Origin of the sequence: Acidovorax sp. LjRoot38, from assembly GCF_964252975.1 — a bacterium.
GTDB lineage: Bacteria > Pseudomonadota > Gammaproteobacteria > Burkholderiales > Burkholderiaceae_C > Acidovorax > Acidovorax facilis.
The window spans coordinates 1-22,746 of the sequence record NZ_CAXUPT020000018.1 but is presented as its reverse complement, the minus strand read 5'-3'; the positions used below and the strand labels follow the sequence as shown (position 1 = coordinate 22,746).

At 66.4% G+C, this 22,746-nt stretch carries 22 protein-coding genes; 11 read left to right on the top strand and 11 right to left on the bottom strand.

Features of this window, described 5'->3' with window-relative positions; genetic code table 11:
- Window positions 1–3 precede the first annotated feature (3 nt).
- The 5 genes from ACSQ22_RS23335 to ACSQ22_RS23315 are packed head-to-tail and all read left to right on the top strand — an operon-like array spanning window position 4 to window position 4,770.
- Complete coding sequence (locus ACSQ22_RS23335; protein ID WP_228896456.1) at window positions 4–1,713, top strand: TPM domain-containing protein; 1,710 nt, start codon at window positions 4–6, stop codon at window positions 1,711–1,713.
- 16 nt (window positions 1,714–1,729) lie between these two features.
- Window positions 1,730–2,050 carry a hypothetical protein gene (locus ACSQ22_RS23330; RefSeq protein WP_436131694.1) on the top strand — a complete coding sequence of 107 codons (321 nt, stop codon included), beginning with the start codon at window positions 1,730–1,732 and terminating at the stop codon, window positions 2,048–2,050.
- Window positions 2,051–2,101: 51 nt separating this feature from the next.
- Complete coding sequence (locus tag ACSQ22_RS23325) at window positions 2,102–2,572, top strand: lysozyme inhibitor LprI family protein (RefSeq protein WP_436131693.1); 471 nt, start codon at window positions 2,102–2,104, stop codon at window positions 2,570–2,572.
- A complete protein-coding gene (locus tag ACSQ22_RS23320; protein ID WP_436131692.1) occupies window positions 2,572–2,985 on the top strand; it encodes a hypothetical protein in 414 nt (137 codons plus the stop codon). Before ACSQ22_RS23325 ends, ACSQ22_RS23320 begins: the two co-directional genes overlap by 1 nt.
- A gap of 57 nt (window positions 2,986–3,042) precedes the next feature.
- Window positions 3,043–4,770, top strand: coding sequence for a DUF4832 domain-containing protein (locus ACSQ22_RS23315; RefSeq protein WP_436131691.1), 1,728 nt, complete (start codon window positions 3,043–3,045; stop codon window positions 4,768–4,770).
- Window positions 4,771–4,799: 29 nt separating this feature from the next.
- On the opposite strand, the gene rsmD is transcribed toward ACSQ22_RS23315, so the two are convergent.
- From rsmD to ACSQ22_RS23300, 3 genes are read right to left on the bottom strand one after another with little or no spacing between them, the layout of a single operon-like run.
- Window positions 4,800–5,492 (bottom strand): 16S rRNA (guanine(966)-N(2))-methyltransferase RsmD, encoded by a 693-nt coding sequence (rsmD, locus tag ACSQ22_RS23310; RefSeq protein WP_436131690.1) that lies wholly within the window; start codon window positions 5,490–5,492, stop codon window positions 4,800–4,802.
- A complete protein-coding gene (locus ACSQ22_RS23305; RefSeq protein ID WP_436131689.1) occupies window positions 5,489–6,844 on the bottom strand; it encodes a M16 family metallopeptidase in 1,356 nt (451 codons plus the stop codon). The genes rsmD and ACSQ22_RS23305 overlap by 4 nt, the downstream gene beginning before the upstream one ends.
- A gap of 21 nt (window positions 6,845–6,865) precedes the next feature.
- Window positions 6,866–8,311, bottom strand: a complete 1,446-nt coding sequence (locus ACSQ22_RS23300; RefSeq protein ID WP_121420946.1) for a M16 family metallopeptidase — start codon at window positions 8,309–8,311, stop codon at window positions 6,866–6,868.
- Between the two features lie 27 nt (window positions 8,312–8,338).
- On the opposite strand from ACSQ22_RS23300, the gene ftsY reads away from it, so the two are divergent.
- The 3 genes from ftsY to ACSQ22_RS23285 all read left to right on the top strand — a co-directional run bounded on the left by ftsY (window position 8,339) and on the right by ACSQ22_RS23285 (window position 13,725).
- Entirely contained in the window at window positions 8,339–9,745 is a 1,407-nt protein-coding gene (gene ftsY / locus ACSQ22_RS23295) for a signal recognition particle-docking protein FtsY (protein ID WP_436131688.1), read from the top strand.
- 133 nt (window positions 9,746–9,878) lie between these two features.
- Complete coding sequence (locus ACSQ22_RS23290) at window positions 9,879–12,548, top strand: EAL domain-containing protein (protein ID WP_436131687.1); 2,670 nt, start codon at window positions 9,879–9,881, stop codon at window positions 12,546–12,548.
- Between the two features lie 112 nt (window positions 12,549–12,660).
- Entirely contained in the window at window positions 12,661–13,725 is a 1,065-nt protein-coding gene (locus ACSQ22_RS23285) for a hypothetical protein (RefSeq protein ID WP_436131686.1), read from the top strand.
- Between the two features lie 70 nt (window positions 13,726–13,795).
- Here the strand turns inward: ACSQ22_RS23285 and cutA are convergent, their stop codons facing one another.
- A complete protein-coding gene (cutA, locus tag ACSQ22_RS23280; protein ID WP_121508607.1) occupies window positions 13,796–14,143 on the bottom strand; it encodes a divalent-cation tolerance protein CutA in 348 nt (115 codons plus the stop codon).
- 698 nt (window positions 14,144–14,841) lie between these two features.
- Between cutA and rpoH the strand changes: the two genes are divergently transcribed.
- Window positions 14,842–15,783: an RNA polymerase sigma factor RpoH gene (gene rpoH, locus ACSQ22_RS23275; protein WP_055398595.1), complete on the top strand. Its 942-nt coding sequence runs from the start codon at window positions 14,842–14,844 to the stop codon at window positions 15,781–15,783.
- 116 nt (window positions 15,784–15,899) lie between these two features.
- A complete protein-coding gene (locus ACSQ22_RS23270) occupies window positions 15,900–16,937 on the top strand; it encodes a Bug family tripartite tricarboxylate transporter substrate binding protein (RefSeq protein ID WP_436131685.1) in 1,038 nt (345 codons plus the stop codon).
- A gap of 133 nt (window positions 16,938–17,070) precedes the next feature.
- Here ACSQ22_RS23270 and ACSQ22_RS23265 read toward each other — a convergent pair whose 3' ends face one another.
- The 5 genes from ACSQ22_RS23265 to ACSQ22_RS23245 are packed head-to-tail and all read right to left on the bottom strand — an operon-like array spanning window position 17,071 to window position 21,247.
- Window positions 17,071–17,688: an SCO family protein gene (locus tag ACSQ22_RS23265; RefSeq protein WP_121508606.1), complete on the bottom strand. Its 618-nt coding sequence runs from the start codon at window positions 17,686–17,688 to the stop codon at window positions 17,071–17,073.
- 8 nt (window positions 17,689–17,696) lie between these two features.
- Window positions 17,697–18,599, bottom strand: coding sequence for a heme o synthase (gene cyoE / locus ACSQ22_RS23260; protein ID WP_055398593.1), 903 nt, complete (start codon window positions 18,597–18,599; stop codon window positions 17,697–17,699).
- On the bottom strand, window positions 18,596–19,777 hold the full coding sequence (locus ACSQ22_RS23255; protein ID WP_436131684.1) for a COX15/CtaA family protein: 1,182 nt from the start codon (window positions 19,775–19,777) through the stop codon (window positions 18,596–18,598). Before ACSQ22_RS23255 ends, cyoE begins: the two co-directional genes overlap by 4 nt.
- Complete coding sequence (locus ACSQ22_RS23250) at window positions 19,777–20,520, bottom strand: hypothetical protein (protein ID WP_306553491.1); 744 nt, start codon at window positions 20,518–20,520, stop codon at window positions 19,777–19,779. Before ACSQ22_RS23250 ends, ACSQ22_RS23255 begins: the two co-directional genes overlap by 1 nt.
- Window positions 20,462–21,247, bottom strand: coding sequence for an SURF1 family protein (locus ACSQ22_RS23245; RefSeq protein WP_121420954.1), 786 nt, complete (start codon window positions 21,245–21,247; stop codon window positions 20,462–20,464). The genes ACSQ22_RS23250 and ACSQ22_RS23245 overlap by 59 nt, the downstream gene beginning before the upstream one ends.
- Window positions 21,248–21,262: 15 nt before the next feature.
- Between ACSQ22_RS23245 and ACSQ22_RS23240 the strand changes: the two genes are divergently transcribed.
- The gene (locus ACSQ22_RS23240) at window positions 21,263–21,487 is read left to right on the top strand and encodes a twin transmembrane helix small protein (protein ID WP_055398589.1); all 225 of its coding nucleotides are present in this window, start codon (window positions 21,263–21,265) and stop codon (window positions 21,485–21,487) included.
- Between the two features lie 116 nt (window positions 21,488–21,603).
- Here ACSQ22_RS23240 and ACSQ22_RS23235 read toward each other — a convergent pair whose 3' ends face one another.
- Both ACSQ22_RS23235 and ACSQ22_RS23230 read right to left on the bottom strand, forming a co-directional pair.
- On the bottom strand, window positions 21,604–22,485 hold the full coding sequence (locus ACSQ22_RS23235) for a cytochrome c oxidase subunit 3 (RefSeq protein WP_055398588.1): 882 nt from the start codon (window positions 22,483–22,485) through the stop codon (window positions 21,604–21,606).
- 65 nt (window positions 22,486–22,550) lie between these two features.
- The coding region (locus ACSQ22_RS23230; protein WP_436131683.1) for a DUF2970 domain-containing protein at window positions 22,551–22,746 on the bottom strand (196 nt) is incomplete at its 5' end.

Here is a 22,746-nt window from a genome sequence, read left to right as displayed (position 1 = left end):
CCCATGAAACACCGCATTGTTCGCCCTGTCGCCTTCGCCTGCGCCACCATGCTGGGCCTGGCCGTGGGCGGCCTGGCCATGGCCCAAAAGACGGCTGCCGTGGCCAAGCCCAGCAAGGCCCAGCTGGCGGCCGAGCTGGCCGCCACGCTGCAGGCCTGCTCGTACGACGGCAGCCCGCTGGCCTTCTCGCCACCCGACCTGTCCAAGGGCGGCGGCACCGGCAAACAGGTGGTGGCCGAGATCATGAAATACACCGGCCTGCCCGCCAACTTTGTGGTGGTGGAGGGCAAGGTGCCCAACGCGGCGGCGGTGATCATGCAGGGGCCTGACAAGGTGCCGCGCCGCGTGATTGCCTACAACCCGGCCTTCATGGGCGAAGTCATTCAGGCCACCAAATCCAACAACTGGGCGCCCGTGAGCATCATGGCCCACGAGATCGGGCACCACCTCTCGGGCCACACCATCGTGCCCGGCGGCAGCCAGCCGCCCATCGAGCTGGAGTCGGACAAGTTCAGCGGCTTTGTGCTCTACAAGATGGGCGCGCCGCTGGCCGACGCCCAGCGCGCCATTGCCACGCTGATCCCCGAGAAGGACGGCGAAACCCACCCGGGCCGCAAGAAGCGCCTGGCCGCCATTGCCAGCGGCTGGACAGAAGCCTGCGAGCTGCAAGGCGGTGGGCCGCAGTGCTCTGGCGGATTGCCGGTGCGCACCGCAGCGGCTGCCCCCGCTGCACCGGCACCGGCTGCCGCATCGCCCGCCCCGGCACCCGCCACCACGATCGCCAAGGCGCCAGCGCCCACGGCAGCACCGGCGGTCCCCTCGGCCAAGACGCCCGCCCCAGCCCTCGCCGCCGCGGCCGAAACCCTGCCCAAGGTGGACGCGGCCGCCATCCCGTCCAAGGGCACCCAGTTCATCTACGACGAGTTCGGCATCCTGGACCCGGCCATCCGTGCTCAGTTTGAAAAGCAGATGTACGAGCATGCGCAGAAAACGGGCGTGGAGATCGTCACCCTGCTGGTGAAGGACCTGGGCGGCAAGAGCGCCAATGAATATGCCCACGCCATGATGCGCCAGCTGCGCGTAGGCAAGCTCGATGTGGGCAACGGCGCCGTGCTGGTGGTGGCGCCCGAGCAGAACCAGGCCGCCGCCGTGCTGGGCGCGGGCGTGGCGCTGGAGATGGACGGCCACCAGGACAAGGCCGAGCAGCTCAAGCGCTGGATCAGCACAGCCTGGCCGCTGTGCAAGAAGAAGAACGCCTGCGGCGGCTGGACGGAAACCCTGATGCTCGCCGCCGACCACCTGCGCCGCGATACCAGCCACGCGGACTGGACCATCGCCTACCAGTCGCTGGGCGACATTCAGAAGGCCGATGCCGCAGAAAGCGGCAAGGTCACCAACCCGAAGGACAGCAAGGTCTGGCGCAAGATCGTGCGCCTGTCGGGTACCGTGGAGAGCCTGAACCCGCCCACCGGCAACAAGGCGGCCTGGGTGAGCGATATCAAGGTGAAAAACGGCAAGCAGGCCGTGCTGCTTCGCAGCGCCGAAGGGTTCACGGCCATGCTCTACGTAGACCCGCGCACCGCCGCCCTGCAACCTGGCGGCAAGCTGGAACAGGGCAGGGTGTACACGGTGATCGCCCGTGCGGACTGGATCTCGGGCAACCCCCAGCACACGCAGTCGCTGGATGTGCTGAGCTACGCCGTCACGGAGTAAGCCGCAGGCCCACCGCATGTCAGCCACGACCCTCACCATGCTCCTGGCGGGCGCTGCCAATCTGCTGCCCGCGCTGTTTTTCATGTTTACGGCACTGCTCGGCAGCAACGGGATGAACTCCACCCAGGGCGGAAAGCTGCTGGGCGCCCTGGCCGTGCTGCTGGTGCTGGGCTGGCTCGCCGCGCTGGGGCTTGCTCGCCACCTTGCCCACTGTGGCCAGGCGCGCGGCTGGTCCACCGCGGTCAGCGTGGCAGCGGCCAGCGGTGGCGCGGTAGTCGCTTTCACCGTGCTCGCGCTGCTGTCCACCCTGGCAGCGCTCCTGTGGGTGGGCGCATGAGCTTCCTGCACTCCCCCTGAAAAGAGAAGAACGCCAGAAAGAAGGCCTCCCATGCAACATCCCCTGCACCAGCCCTTGTACAACACCACCCTTGCACTGCTGGCCGCACTCACCCTGCTGGCCGTCGGGACACACACAGCCCACGCCGCCGAACACTTCTGCGGCCAGACCTCTGCCCACCCCATCGACAAGGCCCAGGCTGCGGCCGCCGAACGCAGCGGGGGCGTGACGGTGGACCTGCGTGACGCGCAGTCGGCCGCCTACGCCGCGTGGGACAAGGAGCTCAACCGCGTCTACGCCCAGGCCCTCAAGGCCGCTGGCCCGACCCGGCGTGACGCCCTGCGTGCGGCGCAGCGCGCATGGCTGGCGTTCGACACCGCGCAGGGCCAGTGGGACGCCATGCTGCATGCCGACCAGGGCACATCGGCCGCGCTCAACATCGCCGGTGCTGCGCTGGAGCGCCGACGCGCGCGGGTGTGCGACCTGAGCAGGGACCTGCAAAGCCTGAAGGATTCGGAATGATGCGTCGCACACTCCTGCGGCTGCTGCCCGTGCTGGCACCCGGACTGGCCCACGCGCAGGACCACCCCACGGTGTGGCTGCGCGTACGCAACAACAGCCAGGAGGTGTTCGAGCATGTCTGGCAAGGCCTGCCGCGCACCCGCAGCGATGTGGACCTGGGTCCCTTGCTGCCCGGCCAGACCAGCCGGTGGCACGCCGTTCCGGCCACGCTGGCGCACTACCGCAAGACCCGCATCCAGCTGGCCCAGCGCCAGCTCACCGACGTGACCGACACCTCCTTCCCACAAGGCCGCGCCACCCTGGAGCCGGGCCGCTACACCTTCGCCTACACGCTGGAGGGAGATGCACTGCGGTTGACGGTGATCCCGGAAGCCGAGACCACCGCGCCGGACAGATCACATCAAAAACAATAGCTGCTAGCGCTTATCAGATAAGCGCTAGAGCCCAATTTCATTCAAAAAATGGCGTCCATGAACACCTTCAGCACCTTGAACCCCGTCCGCATGGCGCGGCTCACGGCCCTGGCGGCCGCCCTGTTTGCGGCGGCCTGTGGCGGCGGGGACGCCAACGAGGCACCCACTCCCACTCCCACGCCAGCCCCAGGCACGGCGCCCGCACCAGGGCCCACGCCGGAACCCCCACCACCGCCCCCGCCGGCCCCCACGGCACCGCCGGTGCAGCCCCCGTCTGCACCACCCCCATCGCCGCCGCCGTCGCAGCCACCCTCGGTACCACCACCGCCACCTCCTCCGGAGCCCCCCCCGCCCAGCGCGGGATGGAGCGTGGTTTCAGTGAACTCCCTGCTCGCGCCCCTGGCCATCGCCAGCGACCTGACCCCCAACCCCGGCCGGGGCTACTACCAGTGGCGCTCGGACCCGGGTGACGTGCCGCTCGCACAATCGGCACCACCCCAGGCCGCCTACCAGCGCTACCTCTGGAAAGACCTGGAAGGCAACACACCCGGCCAATACACCCTCGGCAACCTGGTGGCCGCGCGCGATGCAGCGAGGGCCGCTGGGCGGCAGTTTGCGTTTCGCATCCAGGCCATGCGCGGCTACGGCACCAACACGCTGGACGTGCCCACCTACCTGCACGGTGCGGGCACGGCGCAGCCGCAATGCTCGGCACCCAACCCCGCCTGTGTGTGGGCGGCCCCGATGCCCGCCCCCACCCCGCCCGCGCCCGCATTGCCTCCCACGCTGGTGCCCAACTGGAACCACCCCTATGTGCTGGAGCGCATGCAGGCCCTGCTGCAGGCCGTGGCCGCCGCGCTGGGCGACACGTCGGACCTGGCCTGGATCGACGTGGGCCTGTACGGGCAATACGGCGAGTGGGCCATGAGCACCAGCAACGTGGTCTACACACCGGCCCTGGAAACTCAAGGCATCACCCCGGCCTCCAACGCCACCAAGCGCAGCATTGCGCAGATGCATTTCGACAGGTTCCCGGATGCGCAGCATGCGATGTTCATCCCGCATGCCAACCTGGACACGCTGCAGTACGCGTTCTTCCAGCAGACCACCACCACGCTGCCGGTGGGCCTGCGCTGGGACTGCCTGGCGCAGGACGGCTTCATGAAGCAGTGGACCGACCGCCCGAGCGACTGGGCACAGATCTCGGACCGCTGGAAGACCGCCCCCTGGATCGCGGAGTTCTGCCCCTTCGGCCCCGGCGAGTCCAAGACCAACGCCGCCACCGCGCTGCAGCAGGTGCGCGACTTCCATGTCTCCACCGTGGGCAATGGCAACCTGAACGCGCCGTGGTCCAGCTTTACGGGCACCGAACAGGCCCACCTGGCGGCCGTGGGGCGCGAGGCGGGCTACCGCTTTGCGCTGGGGCCCATCACTGTCACGGCCCCCACGCCCAGCACGGTGCAGGTGCAGGTGCGCGTGGACAACACGGGTAACGCACCGCTCTACACCCCTTGGCAACTGCAGGCTCAGCTGCGCGATGGCACCGGCCAGGTGGTGGCCAGCCGAGAGCTGCTGAGCACCGCCCAGGCGCGTGCCATTCTTCCGGGTGTGCCCGCGCAGATCAACACCACCTGGACCTTGCCGAGCCCACCTGCGGGCAGCTACACGGTGCACCTGGCCTGGGTGCGCCAGCCCACGCTGGCGGGGCTGCCGCAGATGCTGCGCTGGAACATGGCGGGCATCGAAGCCGACGGCAGCATCCGGCTGGCGACGTTGAAAAGGTAGGCCGCTGCGGGTCTGCGGCCCTGCGTGCTTCAGGTGCTGCGCTGAAGCAGGTGCGCGTGCACGGCGCCGGCCTTGAGGTGGCGGTACAGCACCAGGCCACTCGCGGCCAGCTCGTCGTCCGTCCAGGCGCGGGGCGCTTCGAGGTAGACAAAGCCCTGGGCGGCCACAGCCTTGGAAGCGGCCTGCAGGGCAGCGACGAACAGGTCGCTGTCAAACGGCGGGTCCAGCAGCACCAGGTCGATGCTGGCGGGCGCCGCCTGTTTGAGGGCGGCAATCCCGTCGCCACGCTGCACGCGCACGGCCGTGGCCGAAAGGCGCTGCTGCAGGGTGTGCAGCTGGGCCACCAGAGCGGCATCGCTTTCCACCAGCTGCACGGCGGCCGCTCCACGCGACGCGGCTTCGAGCCCCAACGCGCCCGTGCCCGCAAAGGCATCCAGGCAGCGCCAGCCGGTCAGGTCCTGGCCCAACCAGTTGAACAGCGTTTCGCGCACGCGGTCGGGCGTGGGGCGCAGGCCGGGGCGCTGGGCCACGGGCAGGCGGGTGCGTTTCCATTGCCCGCCAATGATGCGGATTTCGCCCGCGCCCTTGGGCGCTGCTGCGGCAACGGCCTTGTCCTTGGGCGCGCCCTTTTTGCCAGCGGCAACCGGGGGGGGGGCCGCTGCAGCCTGGGCTTTGCGGATCTCGGCGTTGATGGCGGTGGTCTTCAGGGTTGAGCGGCTCATGGCTTGCCCCCCACCACCACGGTCACCATGCGTTCGGGTTGCAGCTTCTTGGCCATGGCCGTGCGCACGTCGGCCACGGTAAGGGCTTCGACCTTCTTCGTCCACTGGTCCAGGTAGTCCAGCGGCAACTCGTTCCAGGCGATGTTGGCCACGTTGCCCAGGAGCTTCTTGTTGCTGTCGATGCGCAGCGCAAAGCCGCCGATGAGGTTGTCCTTGGCGGCGCGCAGCTCGGCCTCGGTGGGGCCTTCGGCCACAAAACGTGCGATCACGTCGCGCGAGACCTTCACGGCCTGGGCCGCCTGGTCGGGGCGCGTCTGCAGGCCCACGGTGAAGGCGCCGGCGTGCATGCCAGCGGCAAAGTAGCTGTACACGCTGTAGCTGAGGCCGCGCTTTTCACGCACCTCGTTGGTCAGGCGCGAGACAAAACCGCCTCCGCCCAGGATGTGGTTGCCCACCAGCAGCGCCACAAAGTCCGGGTCGCGCCGCTGGAAGCCCGGCTGGCCAATCAGCACATGGGCCTGGGCCGAGGTGAAGGGGATGTTCTGCTCGGCGGGGGCAGCGAGCGCTGCGATCTCGCCCACAGGCGGCAGCGGCGCGCAGCCGGTGCTGGCGGGAAGGCGCGACAGCAGCGTGGCCACCAGCGCCTGGGCCTGTGTGCGCGACACGGCGCCCACAATGCTGACCTTGGCGCGGCAGGCGCCGATGTGCTGGGTGTGAAACGCCTGCATGTCGGCCACGCTGATGCGCGCCAGCGTCTCTGCGGTGGTCTGCACGCCGTAGGGATGGCTGCCGTACACGGCGGCTTCAAACGCGTGGTTGGCCACGGTGGCCGGGCGTGTCAGCGACTCTTTGATGCTGGCGCTCCAGCGGGCGCGGTCGCGTGGCCACACGTCGGCCGGAAAACTGGGCTCGCCGATCTGGCGCGCGGCCAGACGGGCGGCCTTGTCGAGCAGCGGCGGGTCGGTGAGCGAGCGCAGTGAATACTGCAGCCTGTCGTTGTCGGCGGCCACCTCGAAACTGGCGCCCAGGTCGGCCCAGGCCTCGCCCAGGCCGTTTTCGTCCAGCGCGGGTTCGGTGCTTGTGTCGCGCCCGGCCTTCACGCCCTTGCTGGCCATGGCGGCCACAGCGCTGGCCAGGCCCGACTGGCCCGCCGGGTCGCGGCGGCTGCCAGCATCGAAGTCGATCTGCACGTCCACCATGGGGATGACCGGGCTTTCAACCAGGTAGACCTTGGCGCCGTTCCCCTCCGTCCAGTGCTGGATGGGCAGCAGCGCCCAGGCAGAATTTGAACAAAAAATGGCTCCAGCGCTTATCAGTAAAGCGCGAGCAGCTATGTTTTTAATAGTAATCATGAAATAGGGCGCAAAGCGGGTTCAGTGGCGGGACGCACCGGGTGCGGGCTGTGCGCGGGGGCGGGGGGAATCCAGCGGCTGGGGCAGCAAGGTGGCCACCGTGAGCTGGTCGTCGCCAAAATATTTGGCGGCCACGGCTTGCACCTGGGCGGGCGTCACGGTGCGCAGCAGTTCCAGAAGGCGTTCGTTGGCATCGAGCGGGAAGCCCTGAATCCAGTTGCCCCCCAGCTCCTGCGCCTGGTTCATCACCGAGTCGCGTTCGTACACGGTCGAGGCGATCCACTGCGTCTTCACGCGGGTCAGCTCAGCCTCGCTGACCCCATCGCGGGCGACGCGGGTGACCTCGGCGCGCAGCGCGTCTTCCACCTGCTGGGCCGTCTTGCCTGCAGCGGGCACACCGCTGAGCATGAACAGGCTGGGGCCACGGCCCGTGACCATGGCGCCGCTGCTGGCGCTGTCGGCCACGCGGTTTTCGCCCTGGGTCAGCGCACGGTCGAGCCGCGCGCCGTCGTAGCCGTTGAACACCGCCGACAGCACCATGAGCGCCAGAGCATCGCGGTCGGTTTCGGTCAGGTTCTCCACACGGTTCAGGCTGGGCGCACGAAACGCCAGCGCCACGTAGGCCTGCTCGGCCGGGGCCTTCACGGCAATGCGGCGCAGGCCCTGCTGCGCGGGCTCGGTGCGGGGCTTGCGCTCGGGCAGCGCGTGGGCGGGCAGACTGCCGTAATACTTCTCGGCCAGTGCGCGGACCTGGGCCACGTCCACATCACCTGCCACCACCACGGCGGCGTTGGTGGGCGTGTACCACTGGCGGTAGAAGGCGCGCGCATCATTCGGTGTCATGGCATCCAGGTCGCTCATCCAGCCCACGATCGGGCGGCGGTAGGGCGATGCGGTGAAGGTGGCGGCAAACAGCTGCTCGGCCAGCATGGCGCGCGGCTGGTCTTCGGTGCGCAGGCGGCGCTCTTCCTTGACGACCTCCAGCTCCTTCTTGAACTCGTCATCCGGCCAGTGGTTGTTGGCAAACCGGTCGGATTCGAGTTTCATCACATCTTCGAGCCGGTTGGACGGGATCTGCTGGTAGTAACCCGTGTAGTCGCGGCTGGTGAAAGCGTTTTCGCGCCCGCCCAAAGCCGCCACACGCCGCGAGAACTCGCCCGGCGGCAACGTCTTGGTGCCTTTGAACATCATGTGCTCCAGCACATGGGCCACACCCGTGGTGCCATCCACCTCGTCCATGGAGCCCACGCGCACCCACACCATGTGCACCGCAGTGGGGGCACGCCGGTCGGGCTGCACGATGAGCTGCATGCCGTTCTTGAGCGTGAACTGCTGCGCGCCAGAGGCCGTGGCGGACGGCGTGGTGGAAGGCGCAGCGGGGGGTTGAGAGGCGGGAGGCGTTGCCGCAAAGGCAGCCCCGGACGAGAGGCAGGCCAGCAGGCCCAGTAGGGTGAAAGCACGTTTCATAGAATGGATGATTCTAAGAACCCTCCAATGTTCAGTTTTTTCAAGAAAAAGCCCGCCGCTCCGCCATCGACGCCCACACTGTCCGATGCGCCCTCCCCGGCCGTTTCGCACGGCGCTCCGGCGCCTGCCGCCCCCCACACCCCGGTCGTGCCAGCGGCGACAGCTGCGGCGGCGCAGCCGCCGTCTCCGGCCCCTTCGCCCGCCCCAGCGCCCGTGCCCGCGCCACCGCCGGTCGAAGCACCGGCAGCGTTTGGCTGGCTGCGCAACCCGTTTGCCCCCAAGGCGCCCGAGGCAGCTCCGGCGCCCACGCCCGTAACAGCGCCAGCCCCACCGCCTGCGCCAGTGCCCGCCGCAGCGCCCCCGGCCACACCCGTTCCCACACCTGTGCCGGTGGCAGCCCCGGTTCAGGCAACTCCTGCGGCATCCATGCCGGTGGCAGCCCCGGTTCACGCAACTCCTGCGGCACCCGTGCCGGTGGCAGCCCCCGCCATCGCTGCCCTAGCACCCGCTTCCGCACCGGCAGCCGCCCCCACGGAACGCAAGGGCTGGCTGGATCGCCTCAAGGCCGGCCTGCGCAAAACCGGCAGCAGCATCACCACGGTGTTCACCGGCACGCAGATTGACGATGCGCTGTATGAAGAGCTGGAAGAGGCCCTGCTGATGGCCGACACCGGTGTCAAGGCCACCACCCACCTGCTGGCCGACCTCAAGCGCCGCGTGAAGGAGGCCAAGGCCACCGACCCCGCCGCTGTCAAGGGTTTGCTGGCCGACGCACTGACCGACCTGCTGCGCCCGCTCGAAAAAGCCCTGGTCATCGGCGAACACACCCCCACGGTGATCATGGTGGCGGGCGTCAATGGCGCGGGCAAGACCACCTCGATTGGCAAACTCACCAAACACCTGGCTGGCGAAGGGGCGGCCGTGCTGCTGGCGGCGGCCGACACCTTCCGCGCGGCAGCGCGCGAGCAGCTCGGCGTCTGGGCCGACCGCAACACGGTCGAAATCGTGAGCCAGGAAGGCGGCGACCCGGCCGCCGTGAGCTTTGACGCCGTCACGGCCGGCAAGGCGCGCGGCAAGGATGTGGTGCTGGTGGACACGGCGGGCCGTTTGCCCACCCAGCTGCACCTGATGGAAGAGCTGAAAAAGATCCGCCGCGTGGTGACCAAGGCCGACGCCACGGCCCCGCACGAGGTGCTGCTGGTGATCGACGGCAACACTGGCCAGAACGCCCTGGCCCAGTTGCGGGCGTTTGACGACGCGCTGCAGCTCACAGGCCTCATCGTGACCAAGCTCGACGGCACGGCCAAGGGCGGTGTGCTGGCCGCCATCGCGCAGGAGCGCCCGATTCCGGTGTATTTCATCGGCGTGGGCGAAAAGCTCGAAGACCTGGAAACCTTTAACGCGCGCGAGTTCGCGCAGGCGCTGCTCACCTGATGCAGCCCGGCGGTCCGGGCCGCCCCCTTCCCCCGCCAGCGTGATCCATGGCCCCTTCGGGGGCCATTTTCACGTTTACGAACTGCGGCAATTCCCCCATGATGGGCTTCCCCCTGGAAAGGCACGGAGGCCCATGTTCATTGAGCTGGTCAAAGGTGTTGCCCTGCTGCTGGCGCTGTGCTTTCTGCATGGGTTCAACATCCGCGTCTGGCGCCAGCATCCGCGCACCGGGCAGGTGTTCTCGGGCATTCTTTTTGGCACCATCTGCGTGGTGGGCATGCTCACGCCGGTGGTGCTGATGCCCGGGGTGATCTTTGACGCCCGCTCGGTGGTGCTGAGCATGGCAGGCCTGTTTGGCGGCCCGCTGGTGGCCTGCATCGCCGCCGCCATGGCCGCCACCGGCCGCCTGTGGCTGGGCGGCGCGGGGGCGGAGGTGGGCTTGATGGTGATCGCACTGTGCACCGCACTGGGCCTGGTCTACCGCGAGGGCCGGGCGCGTGGGCGCCTGGGGGTCGAGCCCGTGACGCTGGCGCTGTTCGGACTGCTGGTGCACACCGCCGTGCTGGCGGTGTTCCAGCTGCTGCCGACCGAAGTGGTTCAGCGCGTCAACCAGACCCTGGCCCTGCCCTTTCTGCTGACCTTCACACCCGCCACGGTGGCGCTGGGCCTGCTGCTGCACGACGTGGAAGAACGCCTGGCCACCGAACGCGCACTGCACGGCACGGCCGCCCGGCTGCGGGCCATTGCGCAGGCCATTCCCGACGTGCTGCTGGTGCTGGATGCCCAGGGGCGCTATGTGGAAGTGCTCTCGCCCGACGACGCCCCGCTGGCCGCCAGCCCTGCCCAACTTGTGGGCAAGCGGATGCATGACGTGCTGCCCGCAGAGCAGGCCGACAGATTTGTGGAACTGATCCGCAGCACCTTGCTGTCGGGCCAGACGCAGAGCGTGGAATACGAGATACAGACACTCTCGGGAACGCGGCAATTTGAAGGGCGGGCGCAGCCCCTGGGTGTGAAAGTGGGAGGCCAGGCGGCCGTGGTCTTCCTGGCGCGGGACATCACCCAACGCAAGCGCGCCGAAAGTGCGCTGCGCGAGTCAGAGCTTCGCTTTCGCTCGCTACTGCGCAATATCCCGTCCATCTCGGTGCAAGGCTATCTGGAAGATGGCACCACGAGCTACTGGAACCAGGCCTCCGAGGAGCTGTATGGCTACACGGCCGAGGAGGCACTGGGCAGCAACCTGCTCGACCTCATCATTCCGCCCCCCATGCGCGACGCCGTGCGTGAACACGTACGCCACATGTTCGCCACGGCCGAGGTGATTCCCGCCGGCGAGCTGCAGCTGCAACGCAAGGACGGTACGCCCGTGCATGTCTTCTCCAGCCATGCCTACATCCGGGTGCCGGGCCACCCACCGGAGATGTTCTGTATCGACATCGACATCTCGGGCCGCAAGGCGGCCGAGGACGAGGCCCGCTACCTGGCCTTCTACGACGCCCTCACGCAGCTGCCCAACCGGCGCCTGCTGGTAGACCGTCTGCAGCAGGTGCTGGCCAGCGGCGCACGCTCGGGCTTGACCACAGCCGTGCTGTTTGTGGACCTGGACAACTTCAAGACCCTGAACGACACCCGGGGCCATGAGGTAGGCGACCTGCTGCTCAAGGAAGTGGCCCTGCGCCTGCGCGGCTGCGTGCGCGAGCAGGACACGGTGGCCCGGCTGGGGGGCGACGAGTTTGTGGTGGTGCTGCAGAACCTGAGCAGTGACCCGCCGGAAGCCGCCGCCCAGGCGCGCACGCTGGGCGAACTGATCCTGGCCCAGCTGCGCCAGCCCTACGATCTGGCCGGGCATGAACACCACTTCACAGCCAGCATCGGGGTGACGCTGCTGCGCGAGCACCGTGACTCGGTGGACGAGGTGCTCAAACAGGCCGACATGGCCATGTACCGCGCCAAGGACGCGGGCCGCAACACCCTGCGCTTTTTTGACCCTGACATGCAGCAGGCCGTGAACCGCCGCGCGCTGCTGGAAACGGAGCTGCACAATGGCCTGCGCCAGTCGCAGTTCCTGCTGCTGTACCAGCCCCAGGTGAACGCGCAGGGGCGGGTTACCGGCGCAGAGGCGTTGGTGCGCTGGCAACACCCCGCGCACGGCATGGTGCCGCCATCGGAGTTCATCCCGCTGGCAGAGGAATCCGGCCTCATCCTGCCCTTGGGTTATTGGGTGATGGAAACCGCCCTGCGCCAACAAGCCCGGTGGCGGCTGGACCCGGCAATGGCCCACCTGAGCCTGGCCATCAACGTCAGCGCGCGGCAGTTTCTGCAGGAAGACTTTGTGACACAGGTACTGGCCTTGCTGCAGCGCACTGGCGCCGACCCGGCGCACATCAAGCTGGAGCTGACCGAAAGCCTGCTGCTGGACAACGTGGACAGCGTGATCGCCACCATGCGCGCACTCAAAGCCCAGGGCCTGGGCTTTTCGCTGGATGACTTTGGCACCGGCTATTCGTCCTTGAGCTACCTCAAGCGCCTGCCGCTGGACCAGATCAAGATCGACCAGGGTTTTGTACGCGACGTGCTGCTGGACCCCAGCGACGCAGCCATCGCACGCTCCATCATCGCGCTGGCCGGCAGCCTGGGTCTGGACGTGATCGCAGAGGGGGTCGAAACGGCAGCGCACCACCAGTTTCTGCTGGCGCACGGCTGCAAGGCGTTTCAGGGCTATCTGTTTGGCAGGCCGATGGCGCTGGAAGACTTTGAAGGGGTCGCGCGGGAGGTGCTGGGCCCGGAAGGCACCTCCAGCTGACCTTGGGCCGGTATCGGGATTGCATTCAAGGTACCGCAGAGAAGTGCCGAAAACCAGGGGCCACGCCAGCCCGCACCGCGCCGGACCTCCGTGGAAACCATGGAGGTGCCCCATGAGAATCGAGTCGTCCACCCTGCAGATGCAGTCCCAGCATGTCGCCACGCGCATGCACAGCCAGACAAGCCGCCTGGAAATGTGGGTGGGCGACCGCCCCGCCAGCACGCCCCTCGCCCGCCAGGCACCGCCGCTGCAAATCTCCACCGCTGCCCGCCTGGCCCAGGCCGCCCATGCACCCCATGGGGCCACCACCTCGGTCGAGCCTCTGCCGGAGCGCGCCCGCGACGAGGGCCTGACGCCCCAGCTCGCCATGATCCGCGATCTGATCGAACGCATGACCGGGGTGCTCGTCCGCGTCTATGCCGGGCCGCAGTCCACCGACGCGCCCGCAGCTCCCCCGCCCCCCTTGGCCCCAACGAACAGCACGGCCGCAGCCCCGCGCCAGCGCGCGGGCTTTGGCCTGATCTATGAGCAGCGCGAAGTGCTGGAAGAAACCGAGCGCACCCAGTTCGCTGCAGCGGGCACTGTGCGCACCACCGATGGCCGGGAAATCCGGTTCACGCTGCAGCTGGATATGCAACGCAGCTACCGCGAGGAATCCTCCGTGAGCCTGCGGCTGGGCGACGCCGTGGCGGTGGACCCGCTGGTCATCAACTTCGACGGCACCGCCGCCCAATTGCAGGACCTGCGCTTTGCCTTCGACCTGGACGGCGACGGGCAGACCGAACAAGTGCCGCTGCTTGCCGGCAACCGGGGTTATCTGGCGCTGGACACCAACCAGAACGCGCGCATCGACAGCGGCCTGGAACTCTTCGGCCCGGACACGGGCAACGGCTTTACAGAACTGGCCCGGCATGACAGCGACGGCAACGGCTGGATCGACGAGGCCGACCCGGTCTTCCATCAGCTGCGCGTGTGGACCCCGAATGCAGATGGCAGCGGTAGCCTGCAGACCCTGGAGGAACTGGGCGTGGGCGCGGTGCAACTCACCGCCCAGGCAACGCCCTTCGCCCTGCGCACGGCGGACAACCACAGCCTGGGCGCCGTGCGCTCCACCAGCATCTACCTGCGAGAAAACGGCAGCGCGGGCACGGTGCAGCAGATCGACCTGAGCGTGTGATCGCGATCCGAGAGTTTGAGCGACCCGTACCAGCGGCCGAGACGTCCGCAAACTGGGGAATGCCCAAGCTTCAGGCCAGCACCGTAGCGTGGGCCACCTGCGCATCCACCCAGTCGGCATATTCCGCAGACCCCTGCAGCGCGTGCGTGACCAGCTGCGGCAGCGCATAGGGATGCTGCGCCCGCAGCAGCGCCAGCAGCGGGTGCAGCGCACGGGGCACGGTCTTGCACACCAGCCGGAGCTCGCGGTCCTCCTGCAACGCGCCCTGCCAACGGAAGTAGGCCGTGATGGGCTCCACCTGCACACAGGCCGCCAGCCGCGCCTGCAACACCAGTTGCGCCAGCCGCCGCGCTTCCGCTTCGGTGGCCACCGTGGTAGTGACAACGAGAATGTCGCAAAGTGCGGTCGGCTCAGTCATGCGCGTCTCCCGAAGGCGTTGGGCGGTGCAGTCTGCCATAGCGGGGGATGCAATGCCAGCGGCGCGAAAACCGCCAGGGATCCTCTGCACGAATCGAGCGGTAAGTGTGCGCCGCGGATCGGGAGGGGCTGCCAGGTGCAAGACGCAGCAATAGCCGTAGCTATTGCGAGTATTTGCAACACCGCAGACCACCCGAGTCCGCAGATGCAGACGGCGCGGTGATTCGTGCAGAGGGTCCCTAGGGATGTCCTGCACAACCCTCGCGAGGCGGTGGCAGTGCGGATCGGGATGGGGCGCAAGGCGTCATTTGGCAGCCAATAGACGGGCTATTGGCAAGAAAAGCAACGCAGCGAAACGCCCGGGGCCATAGGGAGTTATGCACGTCATCCCTAGATCATGAAAACACTGTTCTATTTGTCGCAACAATCGGAAAAACTTGGCTACAAAGGGCTGGAACCCTGAACCCAGAACGCGCTCTGACAACGAAATAATGCGTTCATCGCGGCCTCTGCAGCCATAAAATTTCTTTTTGAATCAATGGCTTAGCAAAACCATCCAACCATATCGCGTTCGGATTCCTGGGCCAATGGTCCAGGCGACAGGCAGGCGGCATCGCCCACAACCGGAGGGGAACTCCTGGCTTAGCACTCTGTCCTATGGAGTGCTAATATCATGGCTTAGAGGAAAGGATTCCCGGAATGAACATTCAATCTGGAACCGCTACGACGACTTTGGCGCCCGCCAACCCCTGGGCGCTGGTGCCCCCATTGGGCAACCTGGACGCGTACATCTCCGCCGTCAATCGCCTGCCGCTGCTCACGCACGAAGAAGAGCAGACCTACGCGCGGCAGCTCAAGGACAACAACGATCTGGACGCCGCCGGTCGGCTGGTGATGTCGCACCTGCGTCTGGTGGTTTCGATTGCGCGCCAGTACCTGGGCTATGGCCTGCCCCATGGCGACCTGATCCAGGAAGGCAATGTGGGACTGATGAAAGCCGTCAAGCGCTTTGACCCCGACCAGGGCGTGCGTCTGGTGAGCTATGCGATGCACTGGATCAAGGCCGAGATCCACGAGTACATCCTGAAAAACTGGCGCATGGTGAAGGTTGCCACCACCAAGGCGCAGCGCAAGCTTTTCTTCAACCTGCGTTCCATGAAGCAGGGGTTCAAGGCCGATGCGTCTGCCGCTGATGCGGCCACGCACCGCGATACGCTGTCGGACCAAGAAATCGACACGGTGGCTGCGCAGCTCAACGTCAAGCGCGAGGAAGTCATCGAGATGGAAACCCGCATGTCGGGCGGTGATGTGCTGTTGGACCCCGCACCCTCGGACGATGGCGAACAGGCTTTTGGGCCGATTGCCTATCTGGCCGACGCCTCGCACGAACCTACGGCCATGATCGAGTCGCGCCAGCGCGATGCCCTGGCCACCGATGGCATTGCCACGGCGCTGGGCAGCCTGGACGACCGCAGCCGCCGCATCGTGGAAGAGCGCTGGCTCAAGGTCAACGATGACGGCACGGGCGGCATGACGCTGCACGAGCTGGCAGCTGTGTATGGCGTGAGCGCCGAGCGCATCCGGCAGATTGAAGTGGCTGCAATGAAGAAGATGAAGAAGGCGCTGGCGGAGTACGCCTGAGCCTGAGGGCCGCGGGGTTAATATCCCCGGCTGCAGAAGTTGCCTCACGGGGCCCCAGTTCTGGGGCCCCGTGTCGTTTTGGCCCCTGAATGTTCTTGTTGAGGAGACCCCTTCCCATGTTGTCGTCACGTCCTGTTGTTTCTCGCCGTGCGTCTACGCTGCTGATTGCGCTGGCAGCCGCCTCCCCCTGGGCTCTCGCCCAGAACGCCGCCAAGCCCGGTGCCGCAGCAGCCGCCGCGCCCCTGGCATGGCCCACCAAGCCGCTCAAGATCATCGTGGGCTTTCCGGCCGGGTCTTCGCCCGACCTCACGGCGCGCACGTTCAGCGAGCCGCTGTCCAAGGCCCTGGGCCAACCGGTGATCGTGGAAAACAAGGTGGGCGCAGGCGGCAATATTGCGGCTGATGCCGTGGCCAAAGCGCGTGATGACCACACCATCGGCCTGATGATCAACGGCAACATGACAATTGCCAAGCTGCTGAACCCGGCCGTGCCCTACGACCCGCTCAAGGACTTGGCACCGCTGAGCCTCATCGGCACCTCGCCCCTGATCCTGACAGCACCCGTGAGCCAACCCGGGGTGCCCGCCAACAGCAGCGCCCGCGACTTCTTTGTGGCAGCCCGCAATGGCGGCGACAAGTGGAGCTATGGCACGCCCGGCGTGGGCACGGTGGGCCACATTGGCACCGAGTTGCTCAAGTCGCGCAGCAACATCAACCCGGTGCATGTGCCCTACCCGGGCTACCCACAGGTGGCCACCGCCATGCTGGGCGGGCAGTTGCAGATGGCCTTGCTGCCCCCGGCCCTGGCGCAGGCCCAGGTGCGTGCGGGCAAGCTGCGCGCGATTGGCGTGACGTCTTCCGGGCGCAGCCCGCTGGCACCCGATGTGCCGAGCTTGGTCGAGGCCGGCATCAGCAACTTCAACCTGGAAATCTGGAATGCCTTTGCGGCGCCTTCGACCCTGCCCAAGCCCATCCAGGCCAAGCTGGCGGCGCTGATCAGCGAGATTGCGCGCAGCGAAGAGGTGCGCGGCAAGCTGTTCCAGCAGGGCTGGCAGACGGTGGGCTCGTCGCCCGAGGGGCTGGCCAACCGCGTGAAGGCCGACACCAACTTGCTGGGCGGCGTGATCGCGATGCGCGGCATCAAGGCGGAATAAATCTGCGCGACGGAAACGCCGCACGCCTTTGCTGCTAGCAAACATCAACCCGGGTCTGGCCGATGCGCCTGCCCGGGTTTTTTGTTGCAGGTGCTGTCAAACCAGCAGGCGGACTGGCGGGCCCACAGAAACCTCAACCCGCCTCGGCCAGCAGTGCCTTGACGTCTGCCGCCAGGGCCTGCGCGCCACTGCCATAGCGGTTGTAGATACGCAGGCGCCCCGCCGTGTCATACACGTAGCTGCCGGCCGAGTGGTCCATGGTGTAGCTGGTGGGCGTTTTGCCATCGACCTTCTTGTAGTAGATCTTGAAGTCCTTGGCGACCGCAGCCAGTTGCTCTGGCGAGCCATACAGGGCCAGAAAACTGGGATCGAAATTGGCCATGTAGGCCTTGAGCACTTCCGGCGTATCGCGTTCGGGGTCTACCGTGACGAAGATGCCCTGCAGGCGGTCGCCGTCCTTGCCCAGCATCTTCTTCACCTCGGCCAGCTCTTGCATGGAGGTGGGGCACACGTCCGGGCACTGCGTGAAGCCGAAGAACACCACCACCACCTTGCCCGCAAAGTCCTTGAGGTGTCGCGCCTGGCCGTTGTGGTCGGTCAGCGGGATGTCACGGGCATAGTCCGCACCGGTGATATCCACGCCACGAAACTCTGCCTTTTTCTCGGAACAGGCACTAAAAATGCCCGCAGCGCTTATAGATAAAGCGCTAACAGCTATCGTTTTAAGAGCACTTCTTTTCAGCATGGTCATGGCGGTCTTCACAGCACGTAGTGGTCCACCAGGAGGGCGGCAAACAGGGCGCTCAGGTGGATGAGGGAAAAGCGGAAGGTCTTGCGCGCGAGCGCGTCCGAATAGTTGCGCCACAGGGCAAAACCGTAGCCGCAGAAGCCTGCGCTGAGCACCACCGCGGCGGCCAGGTAGATCCACGAGCTCATGCCGTAGACGAACGGCATCAGGCACCCGGCAAACAGGATCAGGGTGTACAGAAACACCTGCAGGCGGGTGAACTCGTTGCCATGGGTCACCGGCAACATGGGCAGGCCAGACTTGCGGTAGTCCTCCACCCGGTACAGGGCCAGCGCCCAGAAGTGAGGAGGCGTCCACAGAAAGATGATGAGGAACAGGATGAGCGCTTCCGGGCCGACATCGTTGGTCATGGCCGCCCAACCGAGCACGGGCGGCATGGCGCCTGACGCACCACCAATCACAATGTTCTGCGGCGTAAGGGGCTTGAGAATCACTGTGTAGATGACCGCATAGCCCACAAATGTGGCGAACGTGAGCCACATCGTGAGAGGGTTCACCCAGAAGTACAACAGTGCGGACCCCGCACCACACAACACGGCAGAAAACAGCAGCGTCTGGGCGTTGGACAACTGGCCCTTGGCCGTGGGACGCCAGGCGGTGCGCTTCATCTTGGCGTCGATGCCCTGCTCCACGATGCAGTTGAAGGCGGCGGCAGCGCCCGCCACCAGCCACACCCCGGCACAGGCCAAGGCCATCAGCCCAAGTTGCGAGGCCGACGGAAGCCCAGGCACAGCCAGCACCATCCCAATGAGGGCACAAAACACAATGAGCTGGACCACGCGCGGCTTGGTCAGCGCATAGAACTGCGCAATGCGCGACGGCGTAGAAACAGCGGCGGGGGCAGCAACACTCATGCGGTAACTCTCGATGCACCCGAAGGCGCGGAAAACTCTTGCGGCGCGGACACCGCGCGGCTGGACACCAAGGCCCAGGTCAACACCACCACCAGCGCCGCAGCGCCACCGGTATGCAGCACGGCGGCCAGCAGCGGCCAGTCCAGCACCACGTTGGAGAGACCGGTGGCCAGTTGCAGCAGCGCCAGCGCGGCCAGCCAGCGGGACTGAACCCGGAGCACGCCCGCCTGGCGAAGGCGCCAGCAAACGATGCCCAGGGCCAAGAGGACCACATAAGCCATGAGCCGGTGTACATAGTGGATGGCTGTGAGCCCGGCAAAACTGATGTGGCTGCCGTCCTGCAGCATACCCAGCGCGCGCCAGACCTGAAAACCCTGGCCAAAGTCCATGGCAGGCCACCAACTCCCCTGACAAGTGGGAAAGGTGGTGCAAGCCAGCACCGCGTAGTTGGTGCTGACCCAGCCACCCAGCACCACCTGCACCGCCACGAGCACGCCGGTGATCACCAGACCCCAGCGCAACCCGGTGGAGACACGCACAGGCAGCTTGCCCTGAGCGCTCTGGGTGTGGCGCACTGCCTGCACACACAGCAGCGCCAGCAGCACCAGCCCCCCGATGAGGTGCAGCGTGACGATGGCCGGAAAGAGTTTCATCGTCACCGTCAGCGCCCCGAAAGCCCCTTGCAGACACACCCAGAACAGCGTGAAGGTGGGCCACCACGGGCTGATGGGGGGACGCTCGCCCCCCATACGCAAGGCCTTGCGGTGCTGCACCCACGCCGACACCGTGAGCACGATGATGAGCACGCCCACGCCCGTGGCCAGGTAACGGTGGATCATTTCAACCCAGGCCTTGCCATGGGTCACAGGGCCCGTGGGCATGGCCTCCTGGGCCGCCGCGATCTCGGTGCGCGCCCCCACGGGGCTGGCGCTGCCGTAGCACCCAGGCCAGTCGGGGCAGCCCAGACCCGAGTCGGTCAGGCGGGTGAAGGCGCCAAAAAGCACCAGATCAAACGTCAGGAACAGGGTGAGCACCGTGAGTGCCTGCAAGCGCCGCATGGGGGAGCTGTTGCGGTTGCGCCAGCCCACCCAGGCGAGCGGCCCGAGCGCAATCAGCACGCCCAGCAGCATCAGCCGGGCGATGGGCGCCAGATCGTAGAGCGGCTGTGGGGTGTCCATCACGGCTTCCCGGGACGCCCGGCCTCATCCCATGACGAGGATGCACGCAACAGGCGTTCAAGATCCCGCTTGGCCTTGGCCGCGCCTGCCGCATCCATGGCTGCCGGAAAACGCATCATCCAGTTGCCCATGGGGTCCACCACATACAGGTGGTCCGCGATCTGGTGCCCCTCGGCAGGCGCAAGCCACGCATTGAGTGCAGCAGCATCCATGCGCAGCACCGTCGCTTTCTGCAATGCGGGCGTGAGCTCCGGGGGCACGCTGGTAGCGTCGTTCACCAGCCAGACCCAGTCCACGCGGTCTTTCTCCTTGCCCACACTTTCGCGCAGTTGCCGCTGCAGGTACAGGTGCTTCTGGCAGGCGGCATCACAGGCCCCGCCCGCAACGCTGACCAGAAGCCATTGCCCCTTCAGCGAAGCCAGGGGAACGGCCTTGCCATCGAGTGCCGTGGCGCTCAGGTCCGGCAGGGTGCGCTGCGGGTTGATCAACTCGCCATAGTTGCGCCGGCCTTCGGGGCGGATGACGTAATACGTGAAATACGAGGCGACGACCGGCGCCGCGCAGATGAGCAGCACGCCCAGCATCTTCAAACGCCCATGGCGCGTGCGCTGCGTCAGGGCCACGGCGCCCGCCGCTTCGGGCAGCGTGTGCACGGTGAGCCCCAGGGGATGGTCCCCCTGGGCTTCAGGCGGCAGGGTGGCTGCGCGGGCGAATGAACCGTCGGACGATTTGGAACCAGACATAGAGAAGTGCAATCAGGCCGCAGAGCCCGAACCATTGAAATGCGTAACCGTAGTGTTTGTCGACGCCTGCGCCGACCACGGGCCAGTCGCGTTGAAGCCCCTCGCCTGCTTCGCCCGTCTGCAGCACCGTGAGGTGGGCAAGCGCCAGACCGGTTTCGGTGCGAAACGCTGCCAGGTCGAGATTTTGCCGGATGCGAGAAGACCCCTGGGCACTGTCGGCGCCCTGGAACTCATACAAACGTGAAGGCGCGGGCGCCACACGGCCCTGCACCCGCACCGCCACATCCTGTGGCGTCTGCACCTGTGGCAATTGCGTGCGGTCCTGGAAATTGCGCGGCGCCCAGCCACGCTGCACCAGAACCGCCGCGCCACTTTGCCCTGCCAGCTGCAAAGGCGTCACCACAAAAAAGCCCGGGCGCCCGTGCATCTGGCGGTTGTCGAGGTACACCGTGTGCTCCGACAGCCACCGCCCCTCCAGAACCACAGCACGGTGCACCAACGAAGAGGCGTCCTTCGAGGATGGATCTGCCACCGCAGCAGCAAGCAAGGCGCGGCCGTCAATGGCAGGCATGCGACCCCGTTCGTCCAGCGCGGCCTGAAGCGCCTCTTTTTCGGCTGCGCGCGACAGCTGCCAGCGGCCCAGCGATGCCGTGACCAGCATGCCCGCCACTGCGGCGAGTGTGATCAACCAGAAACGCAGGCCTGCGGGACGGCGGAAAGTGGTCACGGGATAATGTGCTCCATGAAATACCTCGTAGTGCTGGCGTTCATCGCCATTCTTGCCAGCCTGGCATCCGCCCTGTTCTTCATGATGCGCAATGGACGCGATGACAAGTCCAAGGGCAACCACATGGCCAAGGCGCTGGCCGTGCGGGTGGGGATCTCCATCGTGCTGTTCCTGTGTATCCTGGTCGCCTGGCAGCTGGGCTACATCCAGCCTACTGGCCTGCCGGCAACCGCCCGCTAACCCCCCCAACCGTGGCGAGCAGGACGCCGCCAGCGATGGACCAGGCTCTGCGCTGACAGCATGCATGCCAACAAAAAAAGCGCCGCGAGGCGCTTTTTTTACATGGCAGGCGCGGTTTACATCCAGTAGACCAGCACGTACAGACCCAGCCACACCACGTCCACAAAGTGCCAGTACCAGGCAGCGCCCTCGAAGCCGAAGTGCTTGTCGGCGGTGAAATGCCCCTTTTGCAATCGCAGCGTGATCACCAGCAGCATCAGCATGCCCAGGAACACGTGGAAACCGTGGAAGCCGGTCAGCATGAAGAACGTCGAACCGAACACGCCCGAGTTGAGCTTGAGGTTCAGGTCGGTGTAGAGGTGGTAGTACTCATAGCCTTGCACCAGCAGGAAGACAAAACCCAGCAGCACCGTGGCCCACATGAAGCCAATCGTCTTGCCACGCTGGTTCTCGCGCAGGGCGTGGTGGGCAATGGTGAGTGTCACACCCGAGGTCAGCAGCAGAGCCGTATTGATGGTGGGCAGCCAGAAAGGGCCCACCGTCTGGAAGGGCTCGACGATGCCAGCCGGCGAACCGGTCACGCCAGCAGCCAGACTGGGCCAGACCGCCTTGAAATCAGGCCACAGCAGTGCATTGTCCAGGCTTCCCAGGGCAGGTACAGAGTGCGAACGTGCCCACCACAGGGCCGTGAAGAACGCGCCGAAAAACATCACCTCCGAGAAGATGAACCAGCTCATGCTCCAGCGGTACGACAGATCGATCTTGTGGCCATACAGGCCACCTTCACTCTCACGCACCGCATCGCCGAACCATTGGTACAGCGTGAACAGCCACCACACCAGGCCCAGCGCCAGGGAATACTTGCCCCAGTCGTGGCCGTTGATCCACTGCCCTGCGCCCAGAATGACGAAGAACAGGCCTGCAGCCGCCATCACAGGGTGACGCGACTCGGCAGGCACATAGTAGTACGGGGTTCCGCCGTGGGTTGATGCACTCATTTCAGCTCCTGACTCTCAAAATCTTTGTTTTCAGTATTTGTTCGTACCAACCAACACACACTCACTCACACGATCCAGTTCACCAGCCCGATCAGGCCGATGACCAGCAGAAAGACCGCGATCAATCCCACCACGATGATGTGCAGTGGGTTGAGCTTTTCGACATCCTGCTGGTATTCGCTGCCCTTGCGCAGGCCGATCAGCGACCAGGCCACGGCGCGCACGGTGCGCAGCAACGAGCCTTTGCGCGCATGCGGCTTC